This is a genomic window from Agrobacterium sp. MCAB5 (genome assembly GCF_052114365.1).
GTDB classification, from domain to species: Bacteria; Pseudomonadota; Alphaproteobacteria; order Rhizobiales; family Rhizobiaceae; genus Agrobacterium; species Agrobacterium tumefaciens.
Genome location: NZ_JBFREP010000007.1, coordinates 258,418 through 283,740 on the forward strand (window position 1 = coordinate 258,418; position 25,323 = coordinate 283,740).

Consider the following 25,323-nt stretch of genomic DNA (forward strand, 5'->3'; position numbering starts at 1 on the left):
ACAATACCGTCTTCATAAATCTGCGGAAAGGGAGCGCGCAAAAAAGATGCCGCGCGCTTTGTCAAGCGCACGGCATCTACATATTGTGTAATTTCAGTGGATATTAACTATGAAATTAATATCTGTAGTGTTCTGCCTTGAACGGACCCTGCTTCGAGATGCCGATATAATCAGCCTGAAGGTCGGAAAGTTCGGTCAGGCGCACGCCAAGCTTCTCGAGATGAAGGCGTGCAACCTTTTCGTCGAGGTGCTTCGGCAGCACGTAGACTTCGTTCTTGTATTCACCCGGCTTGGTGAAAAGCTCGATCTGGCCCAGCACCTGGTTGGTGAACGACGCCGACATGACGAAGGAAGGGTGACCTGTGGCATTGCCAAGGTTCAGCAGGCGTCCTTCGGACAGCAGGATGATGCGGTTGCCCTTCGGGAACTCGATCATGTCGACCTGCGGCTTGATGTTTGTCCACTTGAGGTTACGCAGCGAAGCGACCTGAATTTCATTGTCGAAATGGCCGATATTGCCGACGATGGCCATGTCCTTCATCTCGCGCATGTGCTCGATGCGGATAACGTCCTTGTTGCCGGTGGTGGTGATGAAGATGTCAGCGGAAGACACAACGTCTTCCAGTCGAACGACCTCGAAACCGTCCATGGCGGCCTGAAGCGCGCAGATCGGGTCGATTTCCGTGACCTTCACGCGGGCGCCAGCGCCCTGCAGCGAGGCGGCGGAACCCTTGCCGACGTCGCCGTAACCGCAGACCACGGCAACCTTGCCAGCCATCATCACGTCGGTTGCGCGGCGAATGCCGTCTACCAGCGATTCCTTGCAGCCGTATTTGTTGTCGAACTTGGACTTGGTGACGCTGTCGTTGACGTTGATGGCCGGGAAGGGCAGGAGGCCCTTCTTGGCAAGATCGTAGAGACGATGAACGCCTGTCGTCGTTTCTTCCGTCACGCCCTTCAGCGCGTCACGCTGCTTGGTGAACCAGCCGGGGGAAGCCTTGAGGCGCTTGTTGATCTGCGCGAAAAGAATTTCCTCTTCTTCCGAACCGGGGTTGGAAAGAACGTCCTCACCGGCTTCGGCGCGCGCGCCGAGCAGAATGTACATGGTGGCATCGCCGCCATCATCGAGGATCATGTTGGAGAGGCCGCCATCGGTCCACTGGAAGATCTTGTCGGTATATTCCCAATATTCCGTCAGGCTCTCACCCTTGACCGCGAAAACAGGAATGCCGGCCGCTGCAATGGCTGCTGCGGCATGGTCCTGCGTCGAGAAGATGTTGCAGGACGCCCAGCGGATGTCCGCGCCCAGTTCCTTCAGCGTCTCGATCAGAACGCCGGTCTGGATCGTCATGTGAAGAGAACCGGTGATACGTGCGCCCTTCAGGGGCTTGCTCTCGCCGAATTCCTTGCGGCAGGACATAAGGCCAGGCATTTCGGTTTCGGCGATGTCCAGTTCCTTGCGGCCGAATGCGGCAAGGTTGATATCGGCGATGATGTAGTCCTTCTCAAGGCTCATGAAGTTCTCCAGATCAGAAATGCCATGCCTATTGGCCCGGCTTTTAAACGTAGCAGCGGTTTAGCAGGCCAAAAACGATCTGGCAATAACGATATAAAGAAGTCTTTATGTCTTTATATGGGGGGTGGGGTCAGGCTTCTTCGCCGAAGCGGTCGGCAACAAGTGCCTCAAGTGCGGCGAGCGCCTCTTCCGCCTGGTTGCCGCTCGCCTCGACATAGACACTGCATCCCGGGCTGGCCGCCAGCATCATCAGACCCATGATGGAGGTGCCGCCAACGGTCATTCCGTCCTTCGACACCGTAATCGTCGCGTCGAAACCCTCGACCATCTGCACGAATTTTGCAGATGCCCGGGCGTGGAGACCGCGCTTGTTGATGATCGGCAATTCCCGGGAGTGAGGCGACATGGGGCTGACTTCTTATTTGCCGCTTAAAACGCGGCTGGCAACGTTGATGTATTTGCGACCGGCGTCGGATGCGTCCTGGAGCGCCTTGTCCATGTTGTCTTCGCTGCGAACGCCTGCGAGTTTTATCAGCATGGGAAGATTGACCCCGGCGATGACTTCGACATTGCCGTTGTTCATGACGGAGATGGCGAGATTGGACGGTGTACCACCGAACATATCCGTCAGAATAATGACGCCATTTCCATCATTGACGCGCGTAACGGCGTCGATGATATCCTGCCGGCGCTGATCCATGTCGTCTTCGGGACCGATACAAACCGTCTCGATCAATTTCTGGGGACCGACGACATGCTCCAACGCATGGCGAAACTCCTCAGCCAGCTTGCCATGGGTGACAAGCACTAGTCCGATCATGAAATGCTCCCTTGCACACGCACTCTCATTGCCGACTATCGCAACGCGGCAATCCTGTCCATCGGTGGGATTTCATCTTGATGAGGAAAATGCGAATCGCAAGCCTAAAATCGCCTGAATCATGGTCACTTCACGTTCGTTTTAAAAAGATTTTGAGCAAGTGCAGCAAATTTTCCATAGGGCGTAAGACTGGAAAGCGGAATACGCAGAAGCGGAAGATGCCCGCCGCAGGGCAGCAACAACACCTCGTCATCTTCCGGAAGTCTTGGATTTTCCGGTGAAAGAACTGTCGTAACGGCGAAATTTAGTCCGGCGCTCGGGACGCTGTTGACGTTAACGATGCCGCTGCCGCGCAACTCGAGTAGTCCGGCAATCGCTTCCGGCCGCTCGGCTATGATGTTTTCGCCGTCGCGATACACGAAAATCTGATCATCCGCGATCAGTGCCGCCGGCAATCCGCACCGTTGCGCCTCCGTCAGAAAGCTGAAGGCAAGCTCGCTTTTGCCGCTGCCGGACGGTCCGGTGAAGAGAATGCCGGTGTTGTCGACGACAATGGCGGTTGCGTGCAGGTTGAAGCGTTCAGCGTTCATGGGTTTCGGCCGCCGGCAGCGACAGGGTGAAGCGCGCGCCTGATATCACGCCGTATTTGTCGACGACGTTTTCTGCCCTCAGGCTGCCGCCATGGGCTTCGGCGATCTGGCGGCTGATGGAAAGGCCAAGGCCGGAATTCTGGCCGAAACCTTCGCTTGCCGGTCGGTCGGTGTAGAAGCGCTCGAAAATCCGGTCGATATCCTCGGCCTGAATGCCCGGACCATTGTCTTCCACCTGCACGATGCAGCGGTCCTTGTGACGGGAAAGGCGCACGGTGATGCGGCCGCTTTCCTCGGAAACGAAAGAGCGCGCATTCTCGATCAGGTTGGTGACGATCTGCCCGATGCGAAGATCGTGACCGTTCACGACGAAGGAGGTTTTGGCTCCCGCCTTCCGGTCGGCGACATAGTCGATCGCCACGCTCTTTTTCTTTGTGCTGATCTGGCGGGAGATATCCACCAGACCCTTCATAAGAACGTCGAGATCCAGCGGCGATGCATCGACACGCGCCAGTTCGGCATCGAGCCGCGAGGCATCCGAAATATCGCTGATGAGGCGGTCGAGGCGGCGGACATCGTGGAAGATGATCTCGGTCAGCCGCTGTTTGGACTCTTCCGTCTTGGCACGCGGCAGGGTTTCCACGGCGCTGCGCAGCGAAGTCAGCGGGTTCTTGAGCTCGTGGCTGACATCGGCGGCGAAACTTTCGATTGCGTCGATACGGTCGTAGAGCGCCGTCGTCATTTCACGAAGCGCTATGGAAAGGTTGCCGATTTCATCCTGACGCGCCGAAAAGTCCGGTATCTCCTCGCGGGTTCTTGCTCCGCGACGAACGCGGATCGCAGCCGCCGAAAGCCGCCGGAGCGGCGTGGCGATGGTGGAGGACAACAACAGGGAAAGTACGATGTTGACGAGCGTGGCGATGCCGAACACGCGCATGATGGCAAGGCGCTCCGCATGCACGATCTTGTCGATATCGCCGGCCTGCGTGGACAGGAGCAGAACCCCGAGCACGGCCCGGAAGCGCTGCACCGGCACGGCGACCGAAACGATCAGCTCACCCTTTTCGGTAACGCGAACGACTGCGCCGCGCACGCCGGTCAGCGCATTCATCACCTCCGGATAGATCGAGCCGTCGCCTCCTGGCGCTTCCTTGTATTGCGGCAGGCTGCTCGGTTGCAGCATGCGGTTGAACATGCTGGTGAACCATTCACCCCAGGTCTGGGTTTCCGGCGTCACCGGCGGCAGATCGAAGCGCAGGACCTGGCCGCGTGAATAGAGATGGCGGGAATCGAGAAGCAGGTTGGCATCGGCATCGAAAAGCCGCGCGCGGGTCCGTGTCGGCGAAATCAGCCGGCGCAGCACCGGCGCCACCCGTTCCGGATTGATCGGGAAACTCAAGTCCTCGTCATTGGGGGCGGGCGTGATGCTTTGCCCCGCCTGCAATTCCAGCAGCTTTTCCGGATTGATGGTGATGGAGTTGGTATCCACCGAGGCGGAGGCCGAGATGGCACCGGCGATGATCTCGCCCTGCGTCAAAAGGCTTTCCACCCGCGCATCGATCAGCCCCTCGCGGAACTGGTTGAGGTAGAGAATGCCACCGACCAGAACGACCGTCGCGGCCACGTTGAAGAAGAGGATGCGGCGCGTGAGGCTGGAAAACACAGCATTGCCAAAAATGCGTCGGACGATCGTCAGCGGATGGATACGATGGCGGCGTTCGCTGCCGCGATCTTCGGCATCGTCACTGTCCGAGACGGTTTCCGGCGTTTTCTTCAACAAGTCTATGTCCTCGCCACCACAATTCCGGTGGTCTCTCCCGATTGCGGCTCGTTCAAGCCGCTTCGCGGAAGCGATATCCTACGCCATAAAGCGTTTCAATCATATCGAAGTCACCATCGACCAGTTTGAACTTCTTGCGAAGCCGCTTGATGTGGCTGTCGATCGTGCGGTCGTCAACATAGACCTGTTCGTCGTAGGCCGCATCCATCAGCGCGTCGCGGCTTTTCACCACGCCTGGCCGCTGTGCAAGCGAATGCAGGATAAGGAATTCGGTAACGGTCAGCGTCACCGGCTCGCCCTTCCAGGTGCAGGTGTGGCGTTCCTGATCCATGGCCAGCTGGCCGCGTTCGAGTGTGCGCGCCTGTTGATCAGCCGTCGGCTTCAGCGTGCTGCCGCCGGTCGCAGCGGAAGCCTCGCGGCTGCTGGCGCGGCGCAGGATGGCCTTGACGCGTTCCACCAGAAGGCGCTGCGAGAAGGGTTTTGTGATGAAATCGTCAGCACCCATCTTCAGGCCGAACAATTCGTCGATCTCTTCATCCTTGGAGGTCAGGAAGATAACCGGAATATCCGATTTCTGGCGAAGACGCCGCAAAAGCTCCATGCCATCCATGCGCGGCATCTTGATGTCGAAAATGGCGAGCTGCGGCGGACGGGCAATCAGTCCGTCAAGCGCGGAGGCGCCGTCCGTATACGTTTCGACCCGGTAGCCTTCGGCTTCGAGCGCGATCGATACCGAAGTGAGAATATTCCGGTCGTCGTCGACAAGCGCGATCGTCTGCATGTAGTTGGTCTCCATCGTCATTTTCTCGTAACTCCCGACATCCACCCAGCCAAGGTTGCGCGCCGCGAGCCACTCTCATGAGTATAAAGGTGGAACAAATTGTGGCAAAGGAAAACTCACAACCAAATCGCTTGGTGTGACTAGGCCAATTCCGGGAAAACGCCGCAGCTGGATTCTAATGCGTCTTCAACCGATTTAAAAAGAAATAAAATCTTTTAAATCGATTAATATATTGAAATCACTAAGTTATTTAAAGTTTCACTCTTGCGTTTCTAAAAGCCGCCACGTATTTTCCGTGAAAATTTCAACGGCCTTATCGTCATTTACAAGGAACGCGTCATGAACGAGCTTGGGGTTCATAATCCTGCCAATGGAGTTGCGGAACTCGGACTGGGCGAGGCCTCCCGCGTCTTTTATAACCTCAACGAAAGCGAATTGTACGAAGAGGCGATCCGCAACGGCGAAGCTGAGCTGACGGCGGATGGCGCACTTCGTGCCGTTACCGGTCAGCATACGGGCCGTTCTCCGAAGGACAAATTCGTCGTCCGCGACGCTTCCACCGAAGACACTATCTGGTGGGACAACAACAAGCCGCTGTCGCCGGAAAACTTCGAGTTGCTGCGTCAGGACATGCTTGCGCACGCCGCCGGCAAGACGCTCTATGTTCAGGATCTGATCGGCGGTGCCGATGAGGAAAACGCCCTGTCGACCCGTGTCGTCACTGAGCTTGCCTGGCATTCGCTGTTCATCCGGAACCTGCTCATCCGCCCGAAGCGGGAGAAACTGGCAGGCTTCAAACAGAAGCTGACCATCATCAATCTGCCGAGCTTCAAGGCTGATCCGGCGCGTCACGGCGTCCGTTCGGAAACCGTCATCGCCTGCGATCTCACCAATGGTCTCGTCCTCATCGGCGGTACCTCCTATGCCGGTGAAAACAAGAAGTCGGTCTTCACGGTGCTGAACTACCTGCTGCCGGCCAAGGGCGTCATGCCGATGCATTGCTCGGCCAATGTCGGTCCCGAGGGTGATTCCGCCGTGTTCTTCGGCCTGTCCGGCACCGGCAAGACCACGCTGTCGGCTGATCCGTCGCGCACGCTGATCGGCGACGATGAGCACGGCTGGGGCGAACACGGCATCTTCAATTTCGAAGGCGGCTGCTACGCCAAGGCGATCAAGCTGTCGGCCGAAGCTGAGCCGGAAATCTATGCCGCGACCCGCCGTTTCGGCACCGTTCTCGAAAACGTCGTGCTGGACGAAAACCGTGTTCCGGATTTCAACGACAACTCACTGACGGAAAACACCCGCAGTGCCTATCCGCTGCACTTCATTCCGAATGCATCGGAAACGGGCATTGCCGGTCATCCGAAGACGATCATCATGCTGACGGCGGATGCCTTCGGCGTGCTGCCGCCGATTGCCCGGCTGACGCCGGAACAGGCCATGTACCACTTCCTTTCCGGCTACACGGCAAAGGTTGCCGGCACGGAAAAGGGCGTGACTGAGCCGGAAGCGACATTCTCAACCTGCTTCGGCGCACCCTTCATGCCGCGCCACCCGGCGGAATACGGCAACCTGCTGCGTGAGCTGATCGGCAAGCATGGCGTGGACTGCTGGCTGGTCAACACCGGCTGGACCGGCGGTGCTTACGGCATCGGCAAGCGTATGCCCATCAAGGCGACCCGCGCGCTTCTGACGGCAGCCCTCACCGGCGAGCTGAAGGGTGCCGAATTCCGCACCGATGCGAATTTCGGTTTCGCCGTGCCCCTGTCGCTGGAAGGCGTCGATGCCGCTATCCTCGATCCGCGTTCGACCTGGGCCGACGGCGCAGCTTATGACGCGCAGGCGAAGAAGCTTGTGTCGATGTTCGTTACGAACTTCACCAAGTTCGAAGATCACGTCGACAGCAAGGTGCGCGATGCAGCACCGGGACTGCTGCTCGCGGCAGAATGAATAAGCCTCGTTTATGAGGAGGAGGGGAACCCGGCCTTGTGCCGGGTTCTTTCGTTTCGTGCCTTGTTTTCATTTTTCCCGATCTGTGGCATCACCGGCGCGGAGAAAAAACATGGCCAGCGCCCCGCTTTACATCAGCAACCGAATTACCATCGCCGGCTGGGAGCTGACGGAGCAATTCGTTCTTGCCGGCGGGCCGGGTGGCCAGAATGTCAACAAGGTCTCGACGGCGGTTCAGCTGTTTTTCGACATCGCCAATTCTCCCTCCCTGCCGGAACGGGTGAAGGCGAATGCGCTGCGTCTGGGCGGGCGGCGTGTTTCGAAAGAAGGCGTGCTCATGATCGAGGCGAGCCGGTTTCGAAGCCAGGAGCGCAATCGCGAAGACGCGCGTGAACGGCTGAAGGAACTGATCCTTGAAGCGGCAGCGCCGCCGCCGCCGGTGCGCAAGGCCACCAAGCCGACCAAGGGTTCCGTCGAGCGCCGCCTCAAGGCGAAATCCGGCCGGTCGGATGTCAAGAAAATGCGTGGCAAGCCATCAGGCGACTAGGTCGCGCTGGACGGCAAAATGTTTCGCACTTGTCATAGACCTTCAGATATCGTCTGGTAAATCTCCTACAACCAAGGAGGGTGCTATGGGTCTGTTCAATTTCATCAAGGAAGCGGGAAAGAAGCTTGGTATCGGTGGAGATGATACCCCCGATGTCGAAGCCGTCAAAAAAGAACTCGCTTCCCACGATCTCGGCACCGACAAGGTTCAGGTCGAGGTGGTGAACGATAAGGTCGTTCTGAAGGGCGAAGTGGCCGACCAGTCGATTTTCGAAAAGGCAGTCATCGCCGTTGGCAATACGCTCGGCATTTCCAAGGTCGAGGCCGGCGAACTGACGGTGGCAGAAGCGCCAGCGAAGGAACCCGTTTTCTACACGGTCAAAAAGGGCGATAATCTCTGGAAGATCGCTGAAGCCCAGTACGGCAAGGCAAATGGCGGCAAGAACAACATCATCTTCGAAGCCAACAAGCCGATGCTGACCCATCCCGATAAAATCTATCCCGGTCAGGTTCTGCGCATTCCTGACCTCGCCTAATAACGGATTTTAACCGCTGCGATGGAGATGCCGCTTTTGCGGCATCTTTCACAATTTGCGAAGCGCCACCGTGTCGATCAGGTGGTTTTTGCCCTTGCGCAGGATAAGATCGGCGCGTGGACGCGTGGGCACGATGTTCTGGCGCAGGTTCTTCAGGTTGATGTTCTGCCAGAGGCCCTCGGCAATGCTGAGCGCCGCCTCTTCGCTGATCGAAGCATAGCGATTGAAGAATGAATTCGGGTCCCGGAAGGCGGTTTGCCGCAGATTCATGAACCGGTTCACATACCAGTTGTGAATGAAGTCCTCATCCGCATCGATGTAGATCGAGAAATCGAAGAAGTCGGAAACGATCGGCACGATCCGCCCGCCCGCCGGCAGGTCGCGTGATTGCAGCACGTTGATGCCTTCGAAGATGAGGATATCCGGCTGGTCGATGACAGTGAATTCGTTCGGCAGCACGTCATAGGTCAGATGCGAGTAGCGTGGCGCCTTCACATTCGGCTGGCCCGCCTTGATCGCCGAGAGGAAACGCAGCAGCGCACCGATGTCGTAGCTTTCCGGAAAGCCCTTGCGCTCCATCAGGTTTTCGCGCCGCAGCACCTCGTTCGGGTAAAGAAACCCGTCGGTGGTGATGAGATCGACCTTCGGGCTGGAAGGCCAGCGGGCCAGAAGCTCCTTCAAAATACGCGCCGTTGTCGATTTTCCAACCGCCACCGACCCGGCAATGCCGATGACGAAGGGCGTCTTGTTGACATCCGCCATGTTCAGGAAGCGGTTGCGCTGTTCGAACAGCAGCTGCGATGCTTCCACATGCGATGACAGGAGGCGCGACAGCGACAGATAGATACGCCGCACTTCGTCCAGATCGATCGGGTCGTCCAGCGAACGCAGTCTTTTGACCTCGTCGGCGGAAAGGGTGAGTGGTGTGTCGGCGCGAAACTTTGCCCATTCTTCCGAGCTGAAGAAGTGATAGGGCGAATATTCATCCGGGCGGAAATGATCGAGTGTGCTCGGCATGCCTCTCTCCCCGCTGCCTGCCTTGACATTCATGATGTCGGCCTCGCTGCCTTTTCCGCAAGTCCGGTCTGTCCGGTCCGGCGCTCCAGCTCGGCAAAGACGTCGGCAAGGGGAATGTCGGCGATCTTCAACACCACCAGCAGATGATAAAGCAGATCGGCGGCCTCGTTTTTCAGCCCGTCGCGGTCTTTCGCGATGGCGGCGATGACGGCCTCAACAGCCTCTTCGCCCAGTTTTTTCGCCGCACGTTCCTGGCCCGCCGCAACAAGTTTGGCCGTCCAGGATTCATCGGGGGAGGCGGCGGCGCGTGTCGCGACGATGCGTTCCAGATCGGAAAGGGAAAATGCGCTCATGGAAAGGTTCCTGCAATCAGTCGAGACGCATGGCGATGCCATGCTCGGCCATGTAGCTCTTGGCTTGCCCGATCGAATAGGTGCCGAAGTGGAAGATGGAAGCGGCAAGCACCGCGGTCGCATGGCCATCGCGAACGCCGGCTACCAGATCATCCAGCGTTCCGACGCCACCCGAGGCGATGACGGGCACGCGAACCTGATCGGCAATGCTGCGTGTCAGGCCGATATCGTATCCGCTTTTGGTGCCATCGCGGTCCATCGAGGTGACGAGCAATTCGCCTGCACCGCGTTCGACCATCTTGATGGCAAATTCCACGGCGTCTATTCCGGTTGGCTGACGTCCGCCATGCGTGAAGATCTCCCAGCGCCCGTCTTCTCCGTCCTTCGAAACCCGCTTGGCGTCGATGGAGACGACGATACACTGGTTGCCGAATTTGTCGGCAGCCTGCGCGACGAAATCAGGATCCTTCACCGCTGCGGAATTGATGGAGACCTTGTCTGCACCACAGAGAAGCAGCTTGCGGATGTCAGCCACGGCGCGGACGCCGCCGCCGACGGTCAGCGGCATGAAGCAATGATCGGCCGTGCGCGATACCACGTCGAAAATCGTGTCGCGATTGTCGGACGAGGCGGTAATGTCGAGAAAGCAGAGTTCGTCCGCTCCCGCCGCATCATAGGCCTTCGCCGCCTCGACTGGGTCGCCGGCGTCGATAAGATCGACGAAGTTCACACCCTTGACGACGCGGCCGTCTTTTACATCGAGGCAGGGAATAACGCGGGCTTTGAGGGTCATGCGCTTATCTCCTTGGCAGCCTTGATGAGGGCGAGCGCCTCGGCAGGATCGATGCGCCCGTCATAAAGCGCGCGGCCTGAAATTGCGCCCTCTAGCTTTGCGGCATCCGGCTGCAACATGCGCTTGATGTCTTCGATGGAAGCAAGGCCGCCGGAGGCGATGACGGGGATCGACACGGCATCTGCCAGTTCGAGTGTAGAGGCCCAGTTGATGCCAGCCAGAATGCCGTCGCGATCGATATCGGTGTAGATGATGGCGGCAACGCCGGCACCTTCGAAACGTTTGGCAAGTTCGATAACGCCGAGTTCTGAGGCTTCCGCCCAGCCCTCAACAGCAACCTTGCCGCCTTTGGCGTCGATGCCGACAGCGACCTGACCGGGGAAACGCTTGCAGGCTTCGATAACCAGAACGGGATCGCGCACCGCCACGGTGCCGAGAATGACGCGGGCAAGCCCACGGCTGAGCCACGCCTCAATATGATCGAGAGTGCGGATGCCGCCGCCAAGCTGCACCGGGTTTGTCGTGGCCTTGAGAATGGCATCGACCGCTTCGCCATTCACCGTCTGGCCAGCGAAGGCGCCGTTAAGATCGACGACATGCAGCCACTCGAAGCCTTGGTCCTCGAAGGACTTCGCCTGCGCGCCGGGGTCCGTATTGTAAACGGTTGCCTGCTCCATATCGCCGAGTTTCAGGCGAACGCACTGGCCGTCTTTAAGATCGATTGCGGGAAAAAGAATCATGTCAGGGCTTCCAGCGCAGGAAATTGGAAATCAGGGCGAGGCCGAGCGTCTGGCTTTTTTCCGGGTGGAACTGCGCGCCAGCCACATTGTCGCGACCAACGAAAGCCGTCATCGCGCCACCGTAATTGGTGGTGGCGATGACATCCGCCGGATGTTTCGCCGCCAGATGATAGGAATGCACGAAATAGGCATGCAAGCCGTCAGCGCCGGTCCTGATACCGTCGAACAGGGGATGCTGATGCCGGATTTCCAGCGTATTCCAGCCAATCTGCGGGATTTTAAGCGTCGGATCGGAGGGCGTCATTTCAATGACATCGCCTTCGATCCAGCCAAGCCCCGTGCTGACAGTCTTTTCGAGACCGCGCGAAGACATCAGCTGCATTCCGACGCAGATGCCGAGGAAGGGATGAGCTTTGTTCTCGACGGCTTCGATAAGCGCCTCATGCATGCCGGGCACAGCTTCGAGACCGGCGCGGCAATCGGCATAGGCGCCGACGCCTGGCAGTACGATGCGGTCCGCAGATGCGACGTGATCCGGCTTATCGGTCAGGTCAATGGTTGCATTAATGCCGGCTTCGCGGGCGGCGCGCTCGAAAGCCTTGGTGGCCGAACGCAGGTTGCCAGAACCGTAGTCGATAATCGCGACGCGCATGTCAGCGCCTTCCATTCAAGTCGAAAAGAAACGATCCGGAGGGATCGTTGACGAAGTTTTTGTCACCGCTCTTCTGCGGCGAGGGGGTCCATACCGGCTGCGACAGCTGTCCCGACGGCTCGGTATTTTCGGAAAGATCGGAGAAATATATCTCTTCGGCACTCGAAAGATCAGGGGCGGAAATGACCGAAGTCATCTTCCAGCCCTTGCCGATCAGGTGCCGGACGAGAAAATCGCGCCCCTCCAGTGCAGTGATGAGGGCAATGGCGACGCTGCACAAAATGCCCACCGGTTCGAATCCGGGTAACATTGATGCCCAACCGGCCAGAACGAGAACTGCAAATACGACGATCGCGGCCAGCCACAGCCGGTTTACGGCCAGCCACAGCCAGGGCGCAATAAGTGCCAGCCAGACGAAACGGTCTGCTATGAAGCGGGTCGTCTTGTGGTCCCTGTCCGGCCCTTTGGGGGCTTCCAGAACGAGATAGCTTGTCATGGGCTTCCTGACAGCTTTGGCGGTCAGGCCAGCATGCCCTTTGTCGAGGGAACGCGGCCTGCCTGCCGGGGGTCGATCTCGGTTGCCGCGCGAAGAACGCGGGCAACGGCCTTGAAGCATGTTTCGGCGATATGATGGTTGTTGGCGCCGTAATGGTTCAGGATATGCAGCGTGATGCCGGCATTCTGGGCCAGCGCCTGAAAGAATTCGCGCACAAGCTCGGTGTCGAATGTGCCGATCTTCGGCGCGGAGAAGTTGACATTCCACACAAGGAAGGGACGGCCGGAAATATCCACGGCAGCCTTGGTCATCGTCTCATCCATGGCAAGATCGAGCGAGGCGTAGCGGGTAATGCCGCGCCTGTCACCCAACGCCTTCGCGATGGCCTGGCCGATGGCGATGCCGGTATCTTCCACCGTATGGTGATCATCGATATGCAGGTCACCTTGAACCTCGATATCCATGTCGATCAGCGAATGGCGGCTCAGCTGGTCCAGCATATGATCGAAAAATCCCACCCCGGTGGAAATTGTCGACTTGCCGGTGCCGTCGATATCCACGCGCACCGAAACCGAGGTTTCGTTGGTCTTGCGGATGATCTCGCCTTTACGTTCTGCCATCTGTGGCCGCTCCGTGAAAATGTCGCCGTTCCTTATCAGCACGAGACACAAATATCCAGTTGTTCCATCGTCTTGCATGATCTGCGCAAAACAGTGCAGTGCGGGCAGGATTTGCAATCGTGAAAAGCAAACTTACATAGATGCCGAGAAGGGCCGGATGCCGGCCCGTTAACCGCAGGCCCGGTAGGGCAGACAGGTGTTTGATGACAACGATTATTACAGTCAGGAAGGGCGGCAAGGTCGTCATGGCTGGCGATGGTCAGGTAAGTCTTGGCCAAACCGTCATGAAGGGCAATGCCCGCAAGGTTCGACGCATTGGCAAGGGTGAAGTGATTGCCGGTTTTGCCGGCGCAACGGCGGATGCCTTCACGCTGCTCGACCGTCTCGAAAAGAAACTCGAGCAATATCCCGGTCAGCTCATGCGCGCGGCCGTAGAGCTTGCAAAGGACTGGCGCACGGATAAATATCTGCGCAACCTCGAAGCCATGATGCTGGTGGCCGATAAATCCACGACACTCGCCATCACCGGTAATGGTGACGTGCTGGAACCTGAACATGGCGCGATCGCCATCGGCTCCGGCGGCAACTACGCCTTTGCCGCTGCCCGCGCCATGATGGATACGGACAAGTCGGCAGAGGAGGTAGCGCGCAAGTCGCTCGATATCGCCGCCGATATCTGCGTTTACACCAACCATAACCTCGTCATCGAAACCCTCGACGCCGAGTAAGCATATTTCTCACCCCCATTTCTCACCCAAGGGTCCTGTGGGCCGGGCCAGAATGGCCGGCCGGAACAGGAAAGCCGAGAGGACAGAATGACCACTTTTTCTCCCCGGGAAATTGTCTCGGAACTGGATCGCCACATCATCGGCCAGCATGATGCGAAACGTGCGGTCGCGATTGCGCTGCGCAACCGTTGGCGTCGCCAGCAGCTCGATGAGAGCCTGCGCGACGAGGTGATGCCGAAAAACATCCTGATGATCGGACCGACCGGTGTCGGCAAGACGGAGATTTCCCGCCGTCTCGCCAAGCTTGCCGGCGCGCCCTTCATCAAGGTCGAAGCGACCAAATTTACCGAAGTCGGTTATGTCGGTCGCGATGTCGAGCAGATCATCCGCGATCTGGTCGAGATTGGCATTGGCCTCGTGCGTGAAAAGAAGCGCGCGGAAGTACAGGCCAAGGCGCATCAGAGCGCCGAAGAGCGGGTGCTCGACGCACTGGTCGGATCGACCGCGTCACCCGCGACACGTGAGAGCTTCCGCAAGAAGCTGCGCGATGGCGAGCTGGACGACAAGGAAATCGACATCGAAGTGGCCGACAGCGGTTCGGGCATGCCCGGCTTTGAAATCCCCGGCATGCCGGGCGCCAATATCGGCGTTCTCAACCTGTCGGAAATGTTTGGCAAGGCGATGGGCGGACGTACCAAGAAGGTGCGCACCACCGTCTCGAAATCCTATACCGATCTCGTTCGCGACGAATCCGACAAGCTGCTCGACAATGACATGATCCAGCGTGAAGCGGTGAAGTCGGTGGAAAATGACGGCATCGTCTTCCTCGATGAGATCGACAAGATTGCCGCCCGCGACGGCGGCATGGGTGCCGGCGTCTCGCGTGAAGGCGTGCAGCGCGATCTTCTGCCGCTCGTTGAAGGCACGACTGTCTCGACCAAATACGGGCCGGTGAAAACCGACCATGTTCTGTTCATCGCTTCCGGCGCGTTCCATGTGGCAAAGCCGTCCGACCTTCTGCCGGAGCTTCAGGGCCGCCTGCCGATCCGTGTCGAGCTTAAGCCGCTGACGAAGGAGGATTTCCGCCGTATCCTGACCGAGACGGAAGCAAGCCTCATCCGCCAGTACAAGGCGCTGATGGCGACGGAAGAACTCGATCTCGACTTCACGGACGATGCGATCGACGCTCTGGCCGACGTGGCTGTTCATCTCAACTCGTCGGTCGAGAATATCGGTGCGCGCCGCCTTCAGACAGTGATGGAGCGTGTTCTCGACGAGATTTCCTTCAACGCACCCGATCGTGGTGGCTCTGCCGTCAAGATCGATCAGGAATATGTCAAAAAGCACGTCGGCGATCTTGCCGCCGATACGGATTTGTCCCGCTATATTCTCTGAATATCTTGGAGAGCAAAGACACGAGAGTGCGGCCACATTTGCCGCACTCTTTTATTTTATGGCCTTGTCTCGCATTCAGCCCCCTTTTTGTTTATGGGAAAGGCTGCATTCCGGTTGGAACCGCTTTATGGAATGGTCCGGTTTTCTCTTGGTTCGGGAGAGGTCGGCTTGAGAAAAGGCATTCGCTCGTGCGCAAAACTCTTCTGGCATTTGCCGCCGCTTTGACGTTCACCGTCGTCTCGTCTTCTTATGCCGAGGCCGCGACGGTCGTCCCGCCTGGCAATCGCAATGCCGAACAGCCGGGCATTCCGGGGGCTTCCGCACGTCGAACCAAGGGTTCCAATACGTCTTTCGAGCGTAAATACCAGAAGGTGATCGACCTCCTGTCTTCCGACAAGGCACTGATCGGCAAGATCAAGTCTACCGCCGGGCGCTACGGTATCGATCCGATCCACATGATCGGGGCGATTGTCGGCGAGCATACCTATAACGTCGACGCCTATGACCGCCTGCAATCCTACTACGTCAAGGCCGCCTCCTATGCCGGCAGCAGCTTCCGTTTCGGCTACAAGGACGAAACCATCGCGCAGTTTCTGACGCATTCGCAATTCGCCAGGTGCCAGTCGAAAAAGGATTCCTATAGCCTTTGGAACTGTCGGGAAGACGTCTGGGACGACAGCTTCCGCGGCAAGACGGTAGATGGCGTTGCCTATCCGAACAATCGTTTCAGCGCTGTATTTTTCCAGCCCTTTTATGCCGGACAGACCTTCGGTCTTGGCCAGATCAATCCGCTCACGGCATTGATGTTGTCCGACATGGTGTCGAAAACCTCAGGTTATGAGAAGCTCGACGAAAACGATGCGACCGCCGTTTATACCGCGATCATGGACCCGGATCGCTCGCTCGCCTTCATGGCAGCTTCCATCCGCAAATCGATCGACGACTACAGGTCGATTGCCGACATGGATGTTTCCAAAAATCCTGGTGTAACGTCCACGCTTTATAATGTCGGCGGATCCGCGCAGCGCGCTGCCGCTCTCGCCCAGAAAAATCGTCAGCGCGCCGCAGGGGGGGAACAGCCGCTTTTGCCGGAAGAAAACTATTACGGCTGGCTGGTGAACGATCGCATCAAGGATTTGCAGGCGCTTTTGTAGAAAAAGACGATTATCGTCGGCATTCTTTCCAAAACGGAAATAATATTTGGTTGCCTCTCGCAATTGACGAGCGCCTGCCTCAGCGTCCAATCTGCGCCCTTGAGATAAAGAGGAGGCGCATGTGAGCCGCACCAATAAATTCGGTCTTTCCATTGATGACAGGCTTTATGCTTTTTTGACGGATGACGTTCTGCCGGGCACAGGTCTTGATGCAGAAACCTTCTTCGAAGGCTTTTCGGCCATCGTCCACGAGCTTTCCCCCAAGAATCGTGAATTGCTCGCAAAGCGCGACGCCTTGCAGGAAAAACTGGATGGCTGGTACCGGCAGAATGGCGCCCCGACGGATTTTGATGTCTATGAGGGCTTCCTGAAGGAAATCGGCTATCTGCTGCCGGAAGGACCCGGCTTCAAGGTCGAAACCAGCAACGTCGATTCGGAAATTGCCGCTGTCGCAGGCCCGCAGCTTGTCGTGCCGGTCATGAATGCCCGTTATGCGCTGAACGCCGCCAATGCCCGCTGGGGTTCGCTTTACGATGCACTTTACGGCACGGATGCCATTTCTGACGCCGATGGTGCGGAAAAGGGCAGGGGCTATAATCCGAAACGCGGCGAAAAGGTCATTGCCTGGGCGCGGAACTTCCTCAACGAATCAGCTCCGCTCGAAACGGGAGGCTGGTCGGATGTGACTGGCTTTAAGATCGTTGACGGCCTCTTGCAGCTTGCAATCGGTGACAGCAAAACGGGCCTGAAAGATGCCGAGCAATTCAGGGGCTTTACCGGCGATGCGGAAAAGCCGGCAACGATCCTGCTTGGCAAGAATGGTCTGCACACCGAGATCGTCATCGATCCCTCGACGGAAATCGGCAAGGGTGACAAGGCGGGCATCTCGGATGTCATTCTCGAATCGGCGCTGACAACCATCATGGACTGCGAGGATTCCGTTGCCGCTGTTGATGCCGAGGACAAGGTGCTGGTCTATGGCAACTGGCTTGGCCTGATGCGCGGCGACCTGACGGAGAAGGTTTCCAAGGGTGGTAACACCTTCACCCGTAGTCTTAACCCGGATCGTTATTACACCGCCCCCGATGGTGGAGCACTTACTCTGCCGGGGCGGTCCCTGATGCTGGTGCGTAATGTCGGTCACCTCATGACCAATCCGGCGATCCTTGACAAGGATGGCCGCGAGGTGCCGGAAGGTATCATGGACGCCGTCGTCACAGCGCTGATTGCGCTTTACGATGTCGGCCCCTCCGGCCGTCGCCAGAATTCCCGCGCCGGTTCCATGTATGTCGTCAAGCCGAAGATGCACGGGCCGGAGGAAGTCGCCTTCGCCAACGAGATTTTCACGCGGGCCGAAAAGCTTGTCGGCATGGCGCCGAACACCATGAAAATGGGCATCATGGACGAGGAACGCCGCACCACGGTCAACCTCAAGGAAAGCATTCGCGCGGCAAAAGACCGGGTCGTCTTCATCAATACCGGCTTCCTCGACCGCACGGGCGACGAAATTCATACCTCGATGGAAGCGGGTCCGATGATCCGCAAGGGGGATATGAAACAGGCGGCCTGGATTGCGGCTTACGAGAACTGGAACGTCGATATCGGTCTGGAATGCGGCCTTTCCGGCCATGCGCAGATCGGTAAGGGCATGTGGGCCATGCCTGACCTGATGGCCGCCATGCTGGAGCAGAAGATCGCGCATCCGAAGGCAGGCGCCAACACCGCCTGGGTACCTTCACCCACGGCTGCGACGCTGCATGCCACGCACTATCACAAGGTCGATGTCGCAGCCGTTCAGGACGAACTGAAAAGCCGGGGCCGGGCAAAACTCTCCGATATTCTATCGGTGCCGGTCGTGCCGCGTCCCAATTGGACGCCCGAGGAAATCCAGCGCGAACTCGACAACAACGCGCAGGGTATTCTGGGATATGTCGTGCGCTGGGTCGATCAGGGCGTCGGCTGCTCCAAGGTGCCTGATATCAACAATGTCGGACTGATGGAGGACCGCGCCACGCTGCGCATCTCCGCGCAGCATATGGCCAACTGGCTGCGCCATGGCGTGGTTACGCAAGAGCAGATCGTTGAGACCATGAAACGCATGGCCGCCGTGGTCGATAGCCAAAATGCCGGAGATCCGGCCTATCTGCCGATGGCGTCCAACTTTGAAGGATCGGTCGCTTTTCAGGCCGCCGTCGAACTTGTGCTGAAAGGCCGGGAGCAGCCTAACGGTTATACGGAACCGGTTCTGCACCGCCGTCGCCTCGAACTGAAGGCGAAGCAGGCGGCTTGAGGCCGATAGGAAATCCAGAGCACGTCTTGTCTGAATGCAATGTTCGACGTGCTCTACCTTAAAACTGCTATGCACTTTTACTGGGAATGCTCCAGAAACAAAAAAGCCGCCGGGAATTCCACGGCGGCTTTTTCTTTGTCTGGTATCTGATCTTACTGGATCACGACAACCTTGGTGCTGCGGCCGGGACGGACGCGGCTGTAAAGGTCGATGACGTCCTGGTTGATCATGCGGATGCAGCCGGAAGAGGCGGCGGTGCCGATCGATGCCCATTCAGGCGAACCGTGGATACGGAACAGCGTGTCCTGTCCCTTTTCGTTGAAGAGATACATGGCGCGCGCGCCGAGCGGGTTGGAAAGACCCGGACCCATGCCTGCCTCGACATACTTTGCGACTTCCGGCTTGCGGTCGGCCATTTCCTTCGGCGGATGCCACATCGGCCATTCCTGCTTCCAGGCGACATAGGCTTCGCCGGCCCAGGCAAAACCAGCCTTGCCAACGCCGATGCCGTAACGAACTGCGCGGTTGCCGGGCAGGATATAATAAAGGAAACGCTCACGCGTATTGACGATGATCGTGCCCGGCCGTTCGTTATTCTGGAATTCGACGATCTGACGACGGAACTTCTCGTTCACACGATTGATCGGGATGGCGGGAAGCGCATAGCCCGCGTCGGTCACAGGGCCGTAAACATCGTTGAAGATCTGGACGGTTTCGACCTTTGCCGGAACCGGGTTAGCGACCGGCACTGACGCCGCTACCTGGCCGGATGATTGGGATGTGGTTTCGGCGCAGCCGGCCAGAGCCAGTGCTGCCGTCAGACCGAGTGCAGTCAATGAGGTACGGATGCGCATATCGTTCTCGCGGAAAATTCGCCAAATTGTGCGAAGGAGTAGGCTTAATTGGATAAATCGGTTATTTTCCATTAAGCCGTTCTTGGCAAGCCGATACGCTGCTGCAGGACGAATGTGACTTTAAAATTGCCGGTTGATTGCCTTTTTGCAACAATAGGCCAAACGCCTCAGTAGCCTTTATCCATGACTATTCTTTCGCTTACCAACAATAATCCGTTAATCGACGGTCGCCAGTCGGACAAGGCGATGCTGGTGCGCCGCGGCGTTCAGGTGCTTTTGCACGAGATGCGACATTCGGTTTTGCCGGAACTGCCGCTTGCAAGCGGACGACGGGCCGATCTCATCAGCCTTTCGGCAAAGGGTGAAATCTGGATTATCGAAATCAAATCCTCGATCGAGGACTTCCGTGTCGATCGTAAATGGCCGGAATACCGCCTGCATTGCGACCGGCTGTTTTTTGCCACCCATCCGGAAGTGCCGGTCGAAATCTTTCCGGAAGAATGTGGGCTTATCCTGTCGGATGGCTATGGCGCCCATATGCTTCGCGACGCGCCGGAGCATAAATTACCGCCCGCAACCCGCAAATCGGTGATGCTGGATTTCTCGAGAACCGCTGCAACCCGGCTGATGCTGGCGGAGTGGACGACCGGGCGCAGCTTCGGAGAGTGATGCCCGGTTCCAGACCGTATCCAGACGTAAAACCGCTTCTCACTTGTACTGTAAATGGTCTACTTCGGCGCGCGTTTCGCCAGAATGCGCTGTAGCGTTCTCCGGTGCATGTTAAGCCGGCGGGCGGTTTCCGAGACGTTACGCTCGCACATTTCATAAACGCGCTGAATATGCTCCCAACGCACCCGGTCGGCCGACATCGGGTTTTCGGGGACTTCAGTCTTTTCACCCTTGCGCTGCGTCAGCGCATTGAAGACATCGTCCGCGTCGGCCGGTTTGGCAAGATAATCCAGCGCCCCAAGCTTCACAGCGGTAACGGCGGTTGCGATATTGCCGTAGCCGGTCAGGACGACAATCTGCGTATCGTCCCGGTACTGCCGGATGGCTTCGATGACCTCGAGACCATTGCCATCCGTAAGCCGCAAATCAACGACCGCATATTTGGGCGGCGCAGCCTTGGAACGGGCAATGCCTTCGCTAACCGTCTCGGCGGTATCGACGATAAATCCGCGTGTTTCCATGGCCCGGGCAAGCCGGCGCAGGAAGGGACCGTCGTCATCGACGATCAGCAGCGATCTGTCAGCTCCGATCGGGTCGTCGTCATCCGTTGTCGCGCTGATGGGGGTCTGGTCTTCTGTCGTCATGTCTCAGGCCTTTCGGCAACTTAGTCGGCTTTTTCTTCTTATCGCCGCTTCCACGTGAATGGTAAAGTCAACGGTCTCTTTTATCGTCCATAAGCGCTCGAGGCCAGACGATTGTGACCCGCGCTCCGGTTCCGCTCAAACCGCGATTTTCGAAGGTAACGGTGGCGCCGGAGCGTTCCAGCAATGTCTTTGCAATGAAAAGCCCGAGTCCCAGCCCTCCCGCCCGGGTATCGTTGTGACGTTCGGTCACATAGGGTTCACCAATGCGGGCAAGCACGTCATGGGCATAACCCGGTCCATCATCCTCAATGGTGACGGCGACATTCTGCGAATCGTACTCCACGGTCACGGTCACTTTTTCCCGCGCATAGTCCACGCCGTTTTCGATGAGATTGCCCAGCCCGTAAATAACGCCGGCATTCCGGATGCCAACCGGCTCGTCGATCCGGTTGTTCTTTTCGACGAGATCGAGACGGATGCCGAATTCCCGGTGCGGCGCCATCACCTCCTCAATCAGCGAGGAGAGCGGCAAGCGGCGCATATGCTCCTCATCATCGGTGGAAAGTGATGTAAGGCGGCGCAGAATATCCCGGCATCTTTCGCTCTGGCTGCGCAGCAGCGCTATGTCTTCGCCAAACCTTTCATCATTTCCGAGTTCCCGTTCCATTTCCTTGGCGACGACGCTGATTGTCGCCAGCGGTGTGCCCAACTCGTGTGCCGCAGCGGCGGCCAGACCGTCTAGCTGCGAGAGATGTTTTTCCCGCTCCAGCACCAGTTCGGTCGCAGCCAGCGCATCGGCCAGCTGATTGGCCTCGTGCGAAACTCGATAGGCATAAAAGGCCGCGAAAGAGGTCGTGGCAATGATCGCGACCCAGGTGCCCACATGCAGCAGAAGCTGGATCGGCAGCACCTCACCGGGATACCACGGAACCGGAAACGGCGAAAAAGCGATTGCCGTCGAGCAGATGACGGCAAAGGCGAGCAGAATAAGCGAGTGCCGAAGCGGCTGCGAGGCGAAGGCGATGATGACCTGCACGCAGATCAGCGGTGCGAAAGGATTGGAAAGACCACCGGTGATGTAGATGAGCGCCGTCAATTGCAGCAGGTCGAATGCCAGCAGCAATGTCGCTTCCCAGGGCTCCAGACGATAGGTGGAGGGAAAACGCGCAGTGAGAAACAGGTTGGCAAGCGCGAGTGCCCCGATCAAAAGGCTGCAAGCCAGAAGTGGCAGGGGGAAGTTCAAGCCGAAAGCAACAAGCAGGATCGTCGCACTTTGCCCGGCCACCGCCAGCCAACGCAACCATACGATGGTTTGCAGCCTTATCCTGCGGCTGGCGCGGCCAAGCCTTGTTGTTTCGATCGGATGGCCAGCCACCTTCATCTCCTTTGTGCTTTTCATCGTCATCACGTTCCGCGCGGTTTTGCGCGGCTGGTCGGCAATGCCGATGCCGGGTCCTCAGGCCATGGATGGCGCGGATACCTCCCGCGCATGTCCGCCCGCACATCTTTCCACGATCCTGCCCAGAAACCGGGAAGATCGCGTGTCGTCTGTATCGGCCTGTGCGCCGGCGAGGTCAATTCCAGCAGCAGCGGCAACCGCCCCTGCGCGATGGCGGGATGAGCCGTCAGCCCGAAAAGCTCCTGCACACGAATGGAAAGCGTCGGTTCGCTGGCATCGTAACGAATAGGATGCCGCTGGCCCGTCGGCGCTTCGAAATGCGTTGGCGCAAGCCTGCCGAGATCGCGTGCGACCTCATAAGGCACCAGAGCTAAAAGTCCCTCGGAAAGGCTGCCGGGCCGGATATCCTGAAGGCTGCGGGCGCCGTGCTGGAAGGGGACGAACCATTCATCCAGCCGTAAAAGCAATGCAGCGTCGCTGACATCCGGCCAGGGGTCGCCGATGCTGGCATTCAGAAAGCCTATTCTGTCGCGCAACTGCTGGGTTTCTTTTGTGAACGGAAGAATTCCGACACCAAATTCCCGAACGCCGTTGGCAAGTGCCTGCGCCGCCTGTTCACCCTCCGGGCGGGGCAGGGGCGTTTCGTCGAGGATGATGGCGCCTAGGCGCGTGACACGGCGTGCACGCGCCTGACCGCTTGCCTTGTCAAACAGCAGCTGGTCCTGCTGCACGATAAGATGCGGCATCCGCTCTTCTATATCGGTGCGCTCGATGCTTGCTGCGGAAAGGATGCGCGGCTGTGCCGCACGCCCGGTAATATCGGCAACCACCAGCATCCTGCTCGCCGCCAGCCGTTCGGTTTCGGCAAGTTCTGCACCCCGGCCGTTCGCCATCACATAACGACCGCGCGCTCCTCGCTGAAGCGCAATCCGGTCCGGATAGGCGTGGAGCAGCAAGGGGCCGGCCTCGCTTGGCTGTTCATTCATAGTCTGCGCATCGCCGATCGCATCTAGAAGTCTAGACGCCAGCTTGCGCGCCGCTTGCGCCCTTTCGCTTCTCTCGGAAAGAAAGCGCCGCAATCTTTCATCGAGATCAATGTCGGTTCCGCCCAGTCCCTGTTCCGTCAGCATGACGGAGAGCATCGCCGCCTTTTTTCCCGCACCTTCGCTCGCCGCTGCAATTAACATTGCCGCAAGCCGTGGCGGTAATGAGAGGCTGCGCATCAGGTGGCCGCGTCGCGTCAGCGCGCCGCTTTCATCGAGTGCGCCCAGATTTTTGAGAAGCGCGATCGATTCCTTCGATGCCGTTTCGGGAGGGGGATCCAGAAATGAAAGCGCGGAAGGATCATGAACGCCCCAATGTGCGAGGTCGAGTGCAAGGCCGGAAAGATCACTCGCCAGAATTTGCGGTGGCGTGAAGGCGTTGAGCGCTGCCGTCTGTCCCGGATGCCACAGGCGGATCGCAACGCCGGGTTCCGTTCGTCCGGCTCGGCCCGCCCGCTGGTCGGCGGAGGCGCGCGAAACCCGCACTGTCTCCAGTCTCGTGATTCCCGTTGCCGGTTCGAAAACCGGTAGTCGCTGCAACCCGCTGTCAATCACCACACGCACGCCGTCTATGGTGATCGATGTTTCTGCGATCGACGTGGCAAGCACGATCTTGCGCCGTCCGGCCGGTGCCGGCTTGATCGCCGCATCCTGCTCCTTTTGCGAAAGATTGCCGTAAAGCGGGATGATATCTGTATCGTCGGAAAAACGCCCCTCCAGCCGGTTGGCCGTGCGAGTAATTTCTGCCTGCCCCGGAAGGAAGGCAAGAATGGAGCCTGTTTCCGATGCATGAGCTTCGGTAATCGCCTTTGTGACTTTCTCTTCGACAGGCACACCCTGCCAGCGGTCCTCGTAGCGTATGTCGATTGGATATGTGCGGCCGAGGCTCTGAATGACAGGGGCATCGCCCATCAGCGCACTGATGCGTTCCACATCAAGGGTGGCGGACATCACGAGGATGCGCAGATCGTCTCTCAGTCCCTCCTGAACGTCGAGCGCAAGTGCGAGTCCGAAATCGCCATCGAGTGAGCGTTCGTGAAACTCGTCGAAAATCACCGTCGAAACGCCGGCAAGTTCCGGGTCGTCCAGAACCATCCGGGCGAAGACACCCTCAGTCACCACTTCAATCCGGGTTCTTGAGGAGATGCGATTGTCGAGCCGCATACGATAGCCGACGGTTTCTCCAACATTCTCCTGAAGAAGATCAGCCATGCGTCCAGCCGCGGCCCGGGCGGCAAGCCGGCGTGGTTCGAGAAGAATGATCTTGCCGTCGCCCCGCCATTCCTCACGCAGGAGATGAAGCGGCACCAGCGTTGTTTTGCCCGCACCCGGCGGAGCCGAGAGAACGGCACGCTTTGACCCGTCCAACGCTTGGGCAATCTCGGCCAGAACGTCGCTGACGGGAAGTACGGGCAGATCGATCTTTATATGGGCTGGCGTTCTGGTCATGCAAACAGGCCTGGGGCAATCGGGTTGATGTCTAAGCGTCTCTTTTGCCGTTTCTAAAGCACGGCCCGGTGCTTTGACAGCCGGCGGAGAGGGTTTCGCAAGAGCTCTTCCGGCAAAATTGCGGTTCTTCGCAAGCTATCTGTCGTGAAGGGTGGGAAGGGGTTCCCGCATGCGCCGCCAAAAGAGAGGAGGATTCCGTCCTTTCTATGCCTCCCTGGCGGTCCGCCTTGAAACTATCTTTTATTTTCATACGTTTAGCAAAAATGTCAGTTTTTTGACGATAGGTGTGTTGACTTGTTTGAGGGTGATCTCTTATAAGTCCGCTCACTGAACGAGGGCGGCGGCGCTGCTGGCGACGTAGTCTTTCGTTCTAAAGAAATCATGTTGATGAGCTGACTGCTTGTTGTTTTCCAAGGGCTTTTGCTTTTGGGGTTTGATTTTGTGACTGCATTGAGCGGTCTGTTTTTTGACAATTGAATATGAGAAGAAAGAGAAACGTGGGCGGCGA

26 protein-coding genes are annotated in these 25,323 nt (G+C 58.1%); 8 read left to right on the forward strand and 18 right to left on the reverse strand.

The window, feature by feature from the left end; genetic code table 11:
- Positions 1–115 precede the first annotated feature (115 nt).
- The 6 genes from ahcY to chvI all read right to left on the reverse strand — a co-directional run bounded on the left by ahcY (position 116) and on the right by chvI (position 5,487).
- Positions 116–1,516, reverse strand: a complete 1,401-nt coding sequence (gene ahcY / locus AB4Z23_RS17535; protein WP_003516323.1) for an adenosylhomocysteinase — start codon at positions 1,514–1,516, stop codon at positions 116–118.
- A 130-nt stretch (positions 1,517–1,646) separates the two neighbouring features.
- Positions 1,647–1,922 (reverse strand): HPr family phosphocarrier protein, encoded by a 276-nt coding sequence (locus AB4Z23_RS17540; RefSeq protein ID WP_003516321.1) that lies wholly within the window; start codon positions 1,920–1,922, stop codon positions 1,647–1,649.
- Positions 1,923–1,934: 12 nt separating this feature from the next.
- A complete protein-coding gene (locus AB4Z23_RS17545) occupies positions 1,935–2,336 on the reverse strand; it encodes a PTS sugar transporter subunit IIA (protein WP_003516318.1) in 402 nt (133 codons plus the stop codon).
- 125 nt (positions 2,337–2,461) lie between these two features.
- Positions 2,462–2,926 carry an HPr kinase/phosphorylase gene (locus tag AB4Z23_RS17550; RefSeq protein WP_013635193.1) on the reverse strand — a complete coding sequence of 155 codons (465 nt, stop codon included), beginning with the start codon at positions 2,924–2,926 and terminating at the stop codon, positions 2,462–2,464.
- Positions 2,916–4,706: a two-component system sensor histidine kinase ChvG gene (gene chvG / locus AB4Z23_RS17555; protein ID WP_013635194.1), complete on the reverse strand. Its 1,791-nt coding sequence runs from the start codon at positions 4,704–4,706 to the stop codon at positions 2,916–2,918. Before chvG ends, AB4Z23_RS17550 begins: the two co-directional genes overlap by 11 nt.
- Positions 4,707–4,758: 52 nt before the next feature.
- Positions 4,759–5,487 (reverse strand): two-component system response regulator ChvI, encoded by a 729-nt coding sequence (gene chvI / locus AB4Z23_RS17560; protein WP_003516307.1) that lies wholly within the window; start codon positions 5,485–5,487, stop codon positions 4,759–4,761.
- Positions 5,488–5,826: 339 nt separating this feature from the next.
- On the opposite strand from chvI, the gene AB4Z23_RS17565 reads away from it, so the two are divergent.
- From AB4Z23_RS17565 to lysM, 3 genes are all read left to right on the forward strand, one after another.
- Positions 5,827–7,437, forward strand: coding sequence for a phosphoenolpyruvate carboxykinase (locus AB4Z23_RS17565; RefSeq protein WP_003516305.1), 1,611 nt, complete (start codon positions 5,827–5,829; stop codon positions 7,435–7,437).
- 112 nt (positions 7,438–7,549) lie between these two features.
- A complete protein-coding gene (gene arfB / locus AB4Z23_RS17570) occupies positions 7,550–7,984 on the forward strand; it encodes an alternative ribosome rescue aminoacyl-tRNA hydrolase ArfB (RefSeq protein WP_019565930.1) in 435 nt (144 codons plus the stop codon).
- An 85-nt stretch (positions 7,985–8,069) separates the two neighbouring features.
- Complete coding sequence (gene lysM, locus AB4Z23_RS17575) at positions 8,070–8,519, forward strand: peptidoglycan-binding protein LysM (RefSeq protein WP_174027881.1); 450 nt, start codon at positions 8,070–8,072, stop codon at positions 8,517–8,519.
- A gap of 48 nt (positions 8,520–8,567) precedes the next feature.
- On the opposite strand, the gene coaA is transcribed toward lysM, so the two are convergent.
- Genes coaA through hisB form a run of 7 tightly spaced genes read right to left on the reverse strand, consistent with a single transcriptional unit; the run spans position 8,568 to position 13,190 of the window.
- Positions 8,568–9,569 (reverse strand): type I pantothenate kinase, encoded by a 1,002-nt coding sequence (gene coaA / locus AB4Z23_RS17580; protein ID WP_019565929.1) that lies wholly within the window; start codon positions 9,567–9,569, stop codon positions 8,568–8,570.
- Entirely contained in the window at positions 9,566–9,889 is a 324-nt protein-coding gene (locus AB4Z23_RS17585) for a phosphoribosyl-ATP diphosphatase (protein WP_003516295.1), read from the reverse strand. The genes coaA and AB4Z23_RS17585 overlap by 4 nt, the downstream gene beginning before the upstream one ends.
- Before the next feature lie 16 nt (positions 9,890–9,905).
- Positions 9,906–10,682: an imidazole glycerol phosphate synthase subunit HisF gene (gene hisF / locus AB4Z23_RS17590; protein WP_003516294.1), complete on the reverse strand. Its 777-nt coding sequence runs from the start codon at positions 10,680–10,682 to the stop codon at positions 9,906–9,908.
- Positions 10,679–11,422, reverse strand: coding sequence for a 1-(5-phosphoribosyl)-5-[(5-phosphoribosylamino)methylideneamino]imidazole-4-carboxamide isomerase (gene hisA, locus AB4Z23_RS17595; RefSeq protein ID WP_013635199.1), 744 nt, complete (start codon positions 11,420–11,422; stop codon positions 10,679–10,681). The genes hisF and hisA overlap by 4 nt, the downstream gene beginning before the upstream one ends.
- Before the next feature lies 1 nt (position 11,423).
- Entirely contained in the window at positions 11,424–12,074 is a 651-nt protein-coding gene (gene hisH, locus AB4Z23_RS17600; RefSeq protein ID WP_421476883.1) for an imidazole glycerol phosphate synthase subunit HisH, read from the reverse strand.
- A gap of 1 nt (position 12,075) precedes the next feature.
- Positions 12,076–12,570, reverse strand: coding sequence for a DUF2628 domain-containing protein (locus AB4Z23_RS17605; RefSeq protein WP_141193464.1), 495 nt, complete (start codon positions 12,568–12,570; stop codon positions 12,076–12,078).
- 23 nt (positions 12,571–12,593) lie between these two features.
- A complete protein-coding gene (gene hisB, locus AB4Z23_RS17610) occupies positions 12,594–13,190 on the reverse strand; it encodes an imidazoleglycerol-phosphate dehydratase HisB (RefSeq protein ID WP_003516285.1) in 597 nt (198 codons plus the stop codon).
- A 203-nt stretch (positions 13,191–13,393) separates the two neighbouring features.
- Between hisB and hslV the strand changes: the two genes are divergently transcribed.
- From hslV to AB4Z23_RS17630, 4 genes are all read left to right on the forward strand, one after another.
- Entirely contained in the window at positions 13,394–13,918 is a 525-nt protein-coding gene (gene hslV / locus AB4Z23_RS17615; RefSeq protein WP_003516283.1) for an ATP-dependent protease subunit HslV, read from the forward strand.
- 87 nt (positions 13,919–14,005) lie between these two features.
- A complete protein-coding gene (hslU, locus tag AB4Z23_RS17620) occupies positions 14,006–15,313 on the forward strand; it encodes an ATP-dependent protease ATPase subunit HslU (protein WP_003516274.1) in 1,308 nt (435 codons plus the stop codon).
- A 188-nt stretch (positions 15,314–15,501) separates the two neighbouring features.
- On the forward strand, positions 15,502–16,467 hold the full coding sequence (locus tag AB4Z23_RS17625) for a DUF1402 family protein (RefSeq protein ID WP_003516272.1): 966 nt from the start codon (positions 15,502–15,504) through the stop codon (positions 16,465–16,467).
- A gap of 121 nt (positions 16,468–16,588) precedes the next feature.
- Entirely contained in the window at positions 16,589–18,757 is a 2,169-nt protein-coding gene (locus AB4Z23_RS17630; RefSeq protein WP_421476881.1) for a malate synthase G, read from the forward strand.
- Positions 18,758–18,909: 152 nt separating this feature from the next.
- On the opposite strand, the gene AB4Z23_RS17635 is transcribed toward AB4Z23_RS17630, so the two are convergent.
- Positions 18,910–19,611, reverse strand: coding sequence for a L,D-transpeptidase (locus tag AB4Z23_RS17635; protein ID WP_003516268.1), 702 nt, complete (start codon positions 19,609–19,611; stop codon positions 18,910–18,912).
- Positions 19,612–19,794: 183 nt separating this feature from the next.
- Here AB4Z23_RS17635 and AB4Z23_RS17640 point away from each other — a divergent pair, with 183 nt between their 5' ends.
- Complete coding sequence (locus AB4Z23_RS17640; protein WP_013635204.1) at positions 19,795–20,280, forward strand: MmcB family DNA repair protein; 486 nt, start codon at positions 19,795–19,797, stop codon at positions 20,278–20,280.
- A gap of 59 nt (positions 20,281–20,339) precedes the next feature.
- Here AB4Z23_RS17640 and AB4Z23_RS17645 read toward each other — a convergent pair whose 3' ends face one another.
- From AB4Z23_RS17645 to AB4Z23_RS17660, 4 genes are all read right to left on the reverse strand, one after another.
- Positions 20,340–20,924 (reverse strand): ActR/PrrA/RegA family redox response regulator transcription factor, encoded by a 585-nt coding sequence (locus AB4Z23_RS17645; protein WP_003516258.1) that lies wholly within the window; start codon positions 20,922–20,924, stop codon positions 20,340–20,342.
- Between the two features lie 67 nt (positions 20,925–20,991).
- Positions 20,992–22,299, reverse strand: coding sequence for an ActS/PrrB/RegB family redox-sensitive histidine kinase (locus tag AB4Z23_RS17650; RefSeq protein WP_080581007.1), 1,308 nt, complete (start codon positions 22,297–22,299; stop codon positions 20,992–20,994).
- 29 nt (positions 22,300–22,328) lie between these two features.
- Positions 22,329–24,815, reverse strand: coding sequence for an ATP-dependent helicase HrpB (gene hrpB / locus AB4Z23_RS17655; RefSeq protein WP_421476879.1), 2,487 nt, complete (start codon positions 24,813–24,815; stop codon positions 22,329–22,331).
- 324 nt (positions 24,816–25,139) lie between these two features.
- Positions 25,140–25,323: hypothetical protein (locus tag AB4Z23_RS17660; protein ID WP_441360364.1), on the reverse strand; the 184-nt coding region annotated here is incomplete at its 5' end.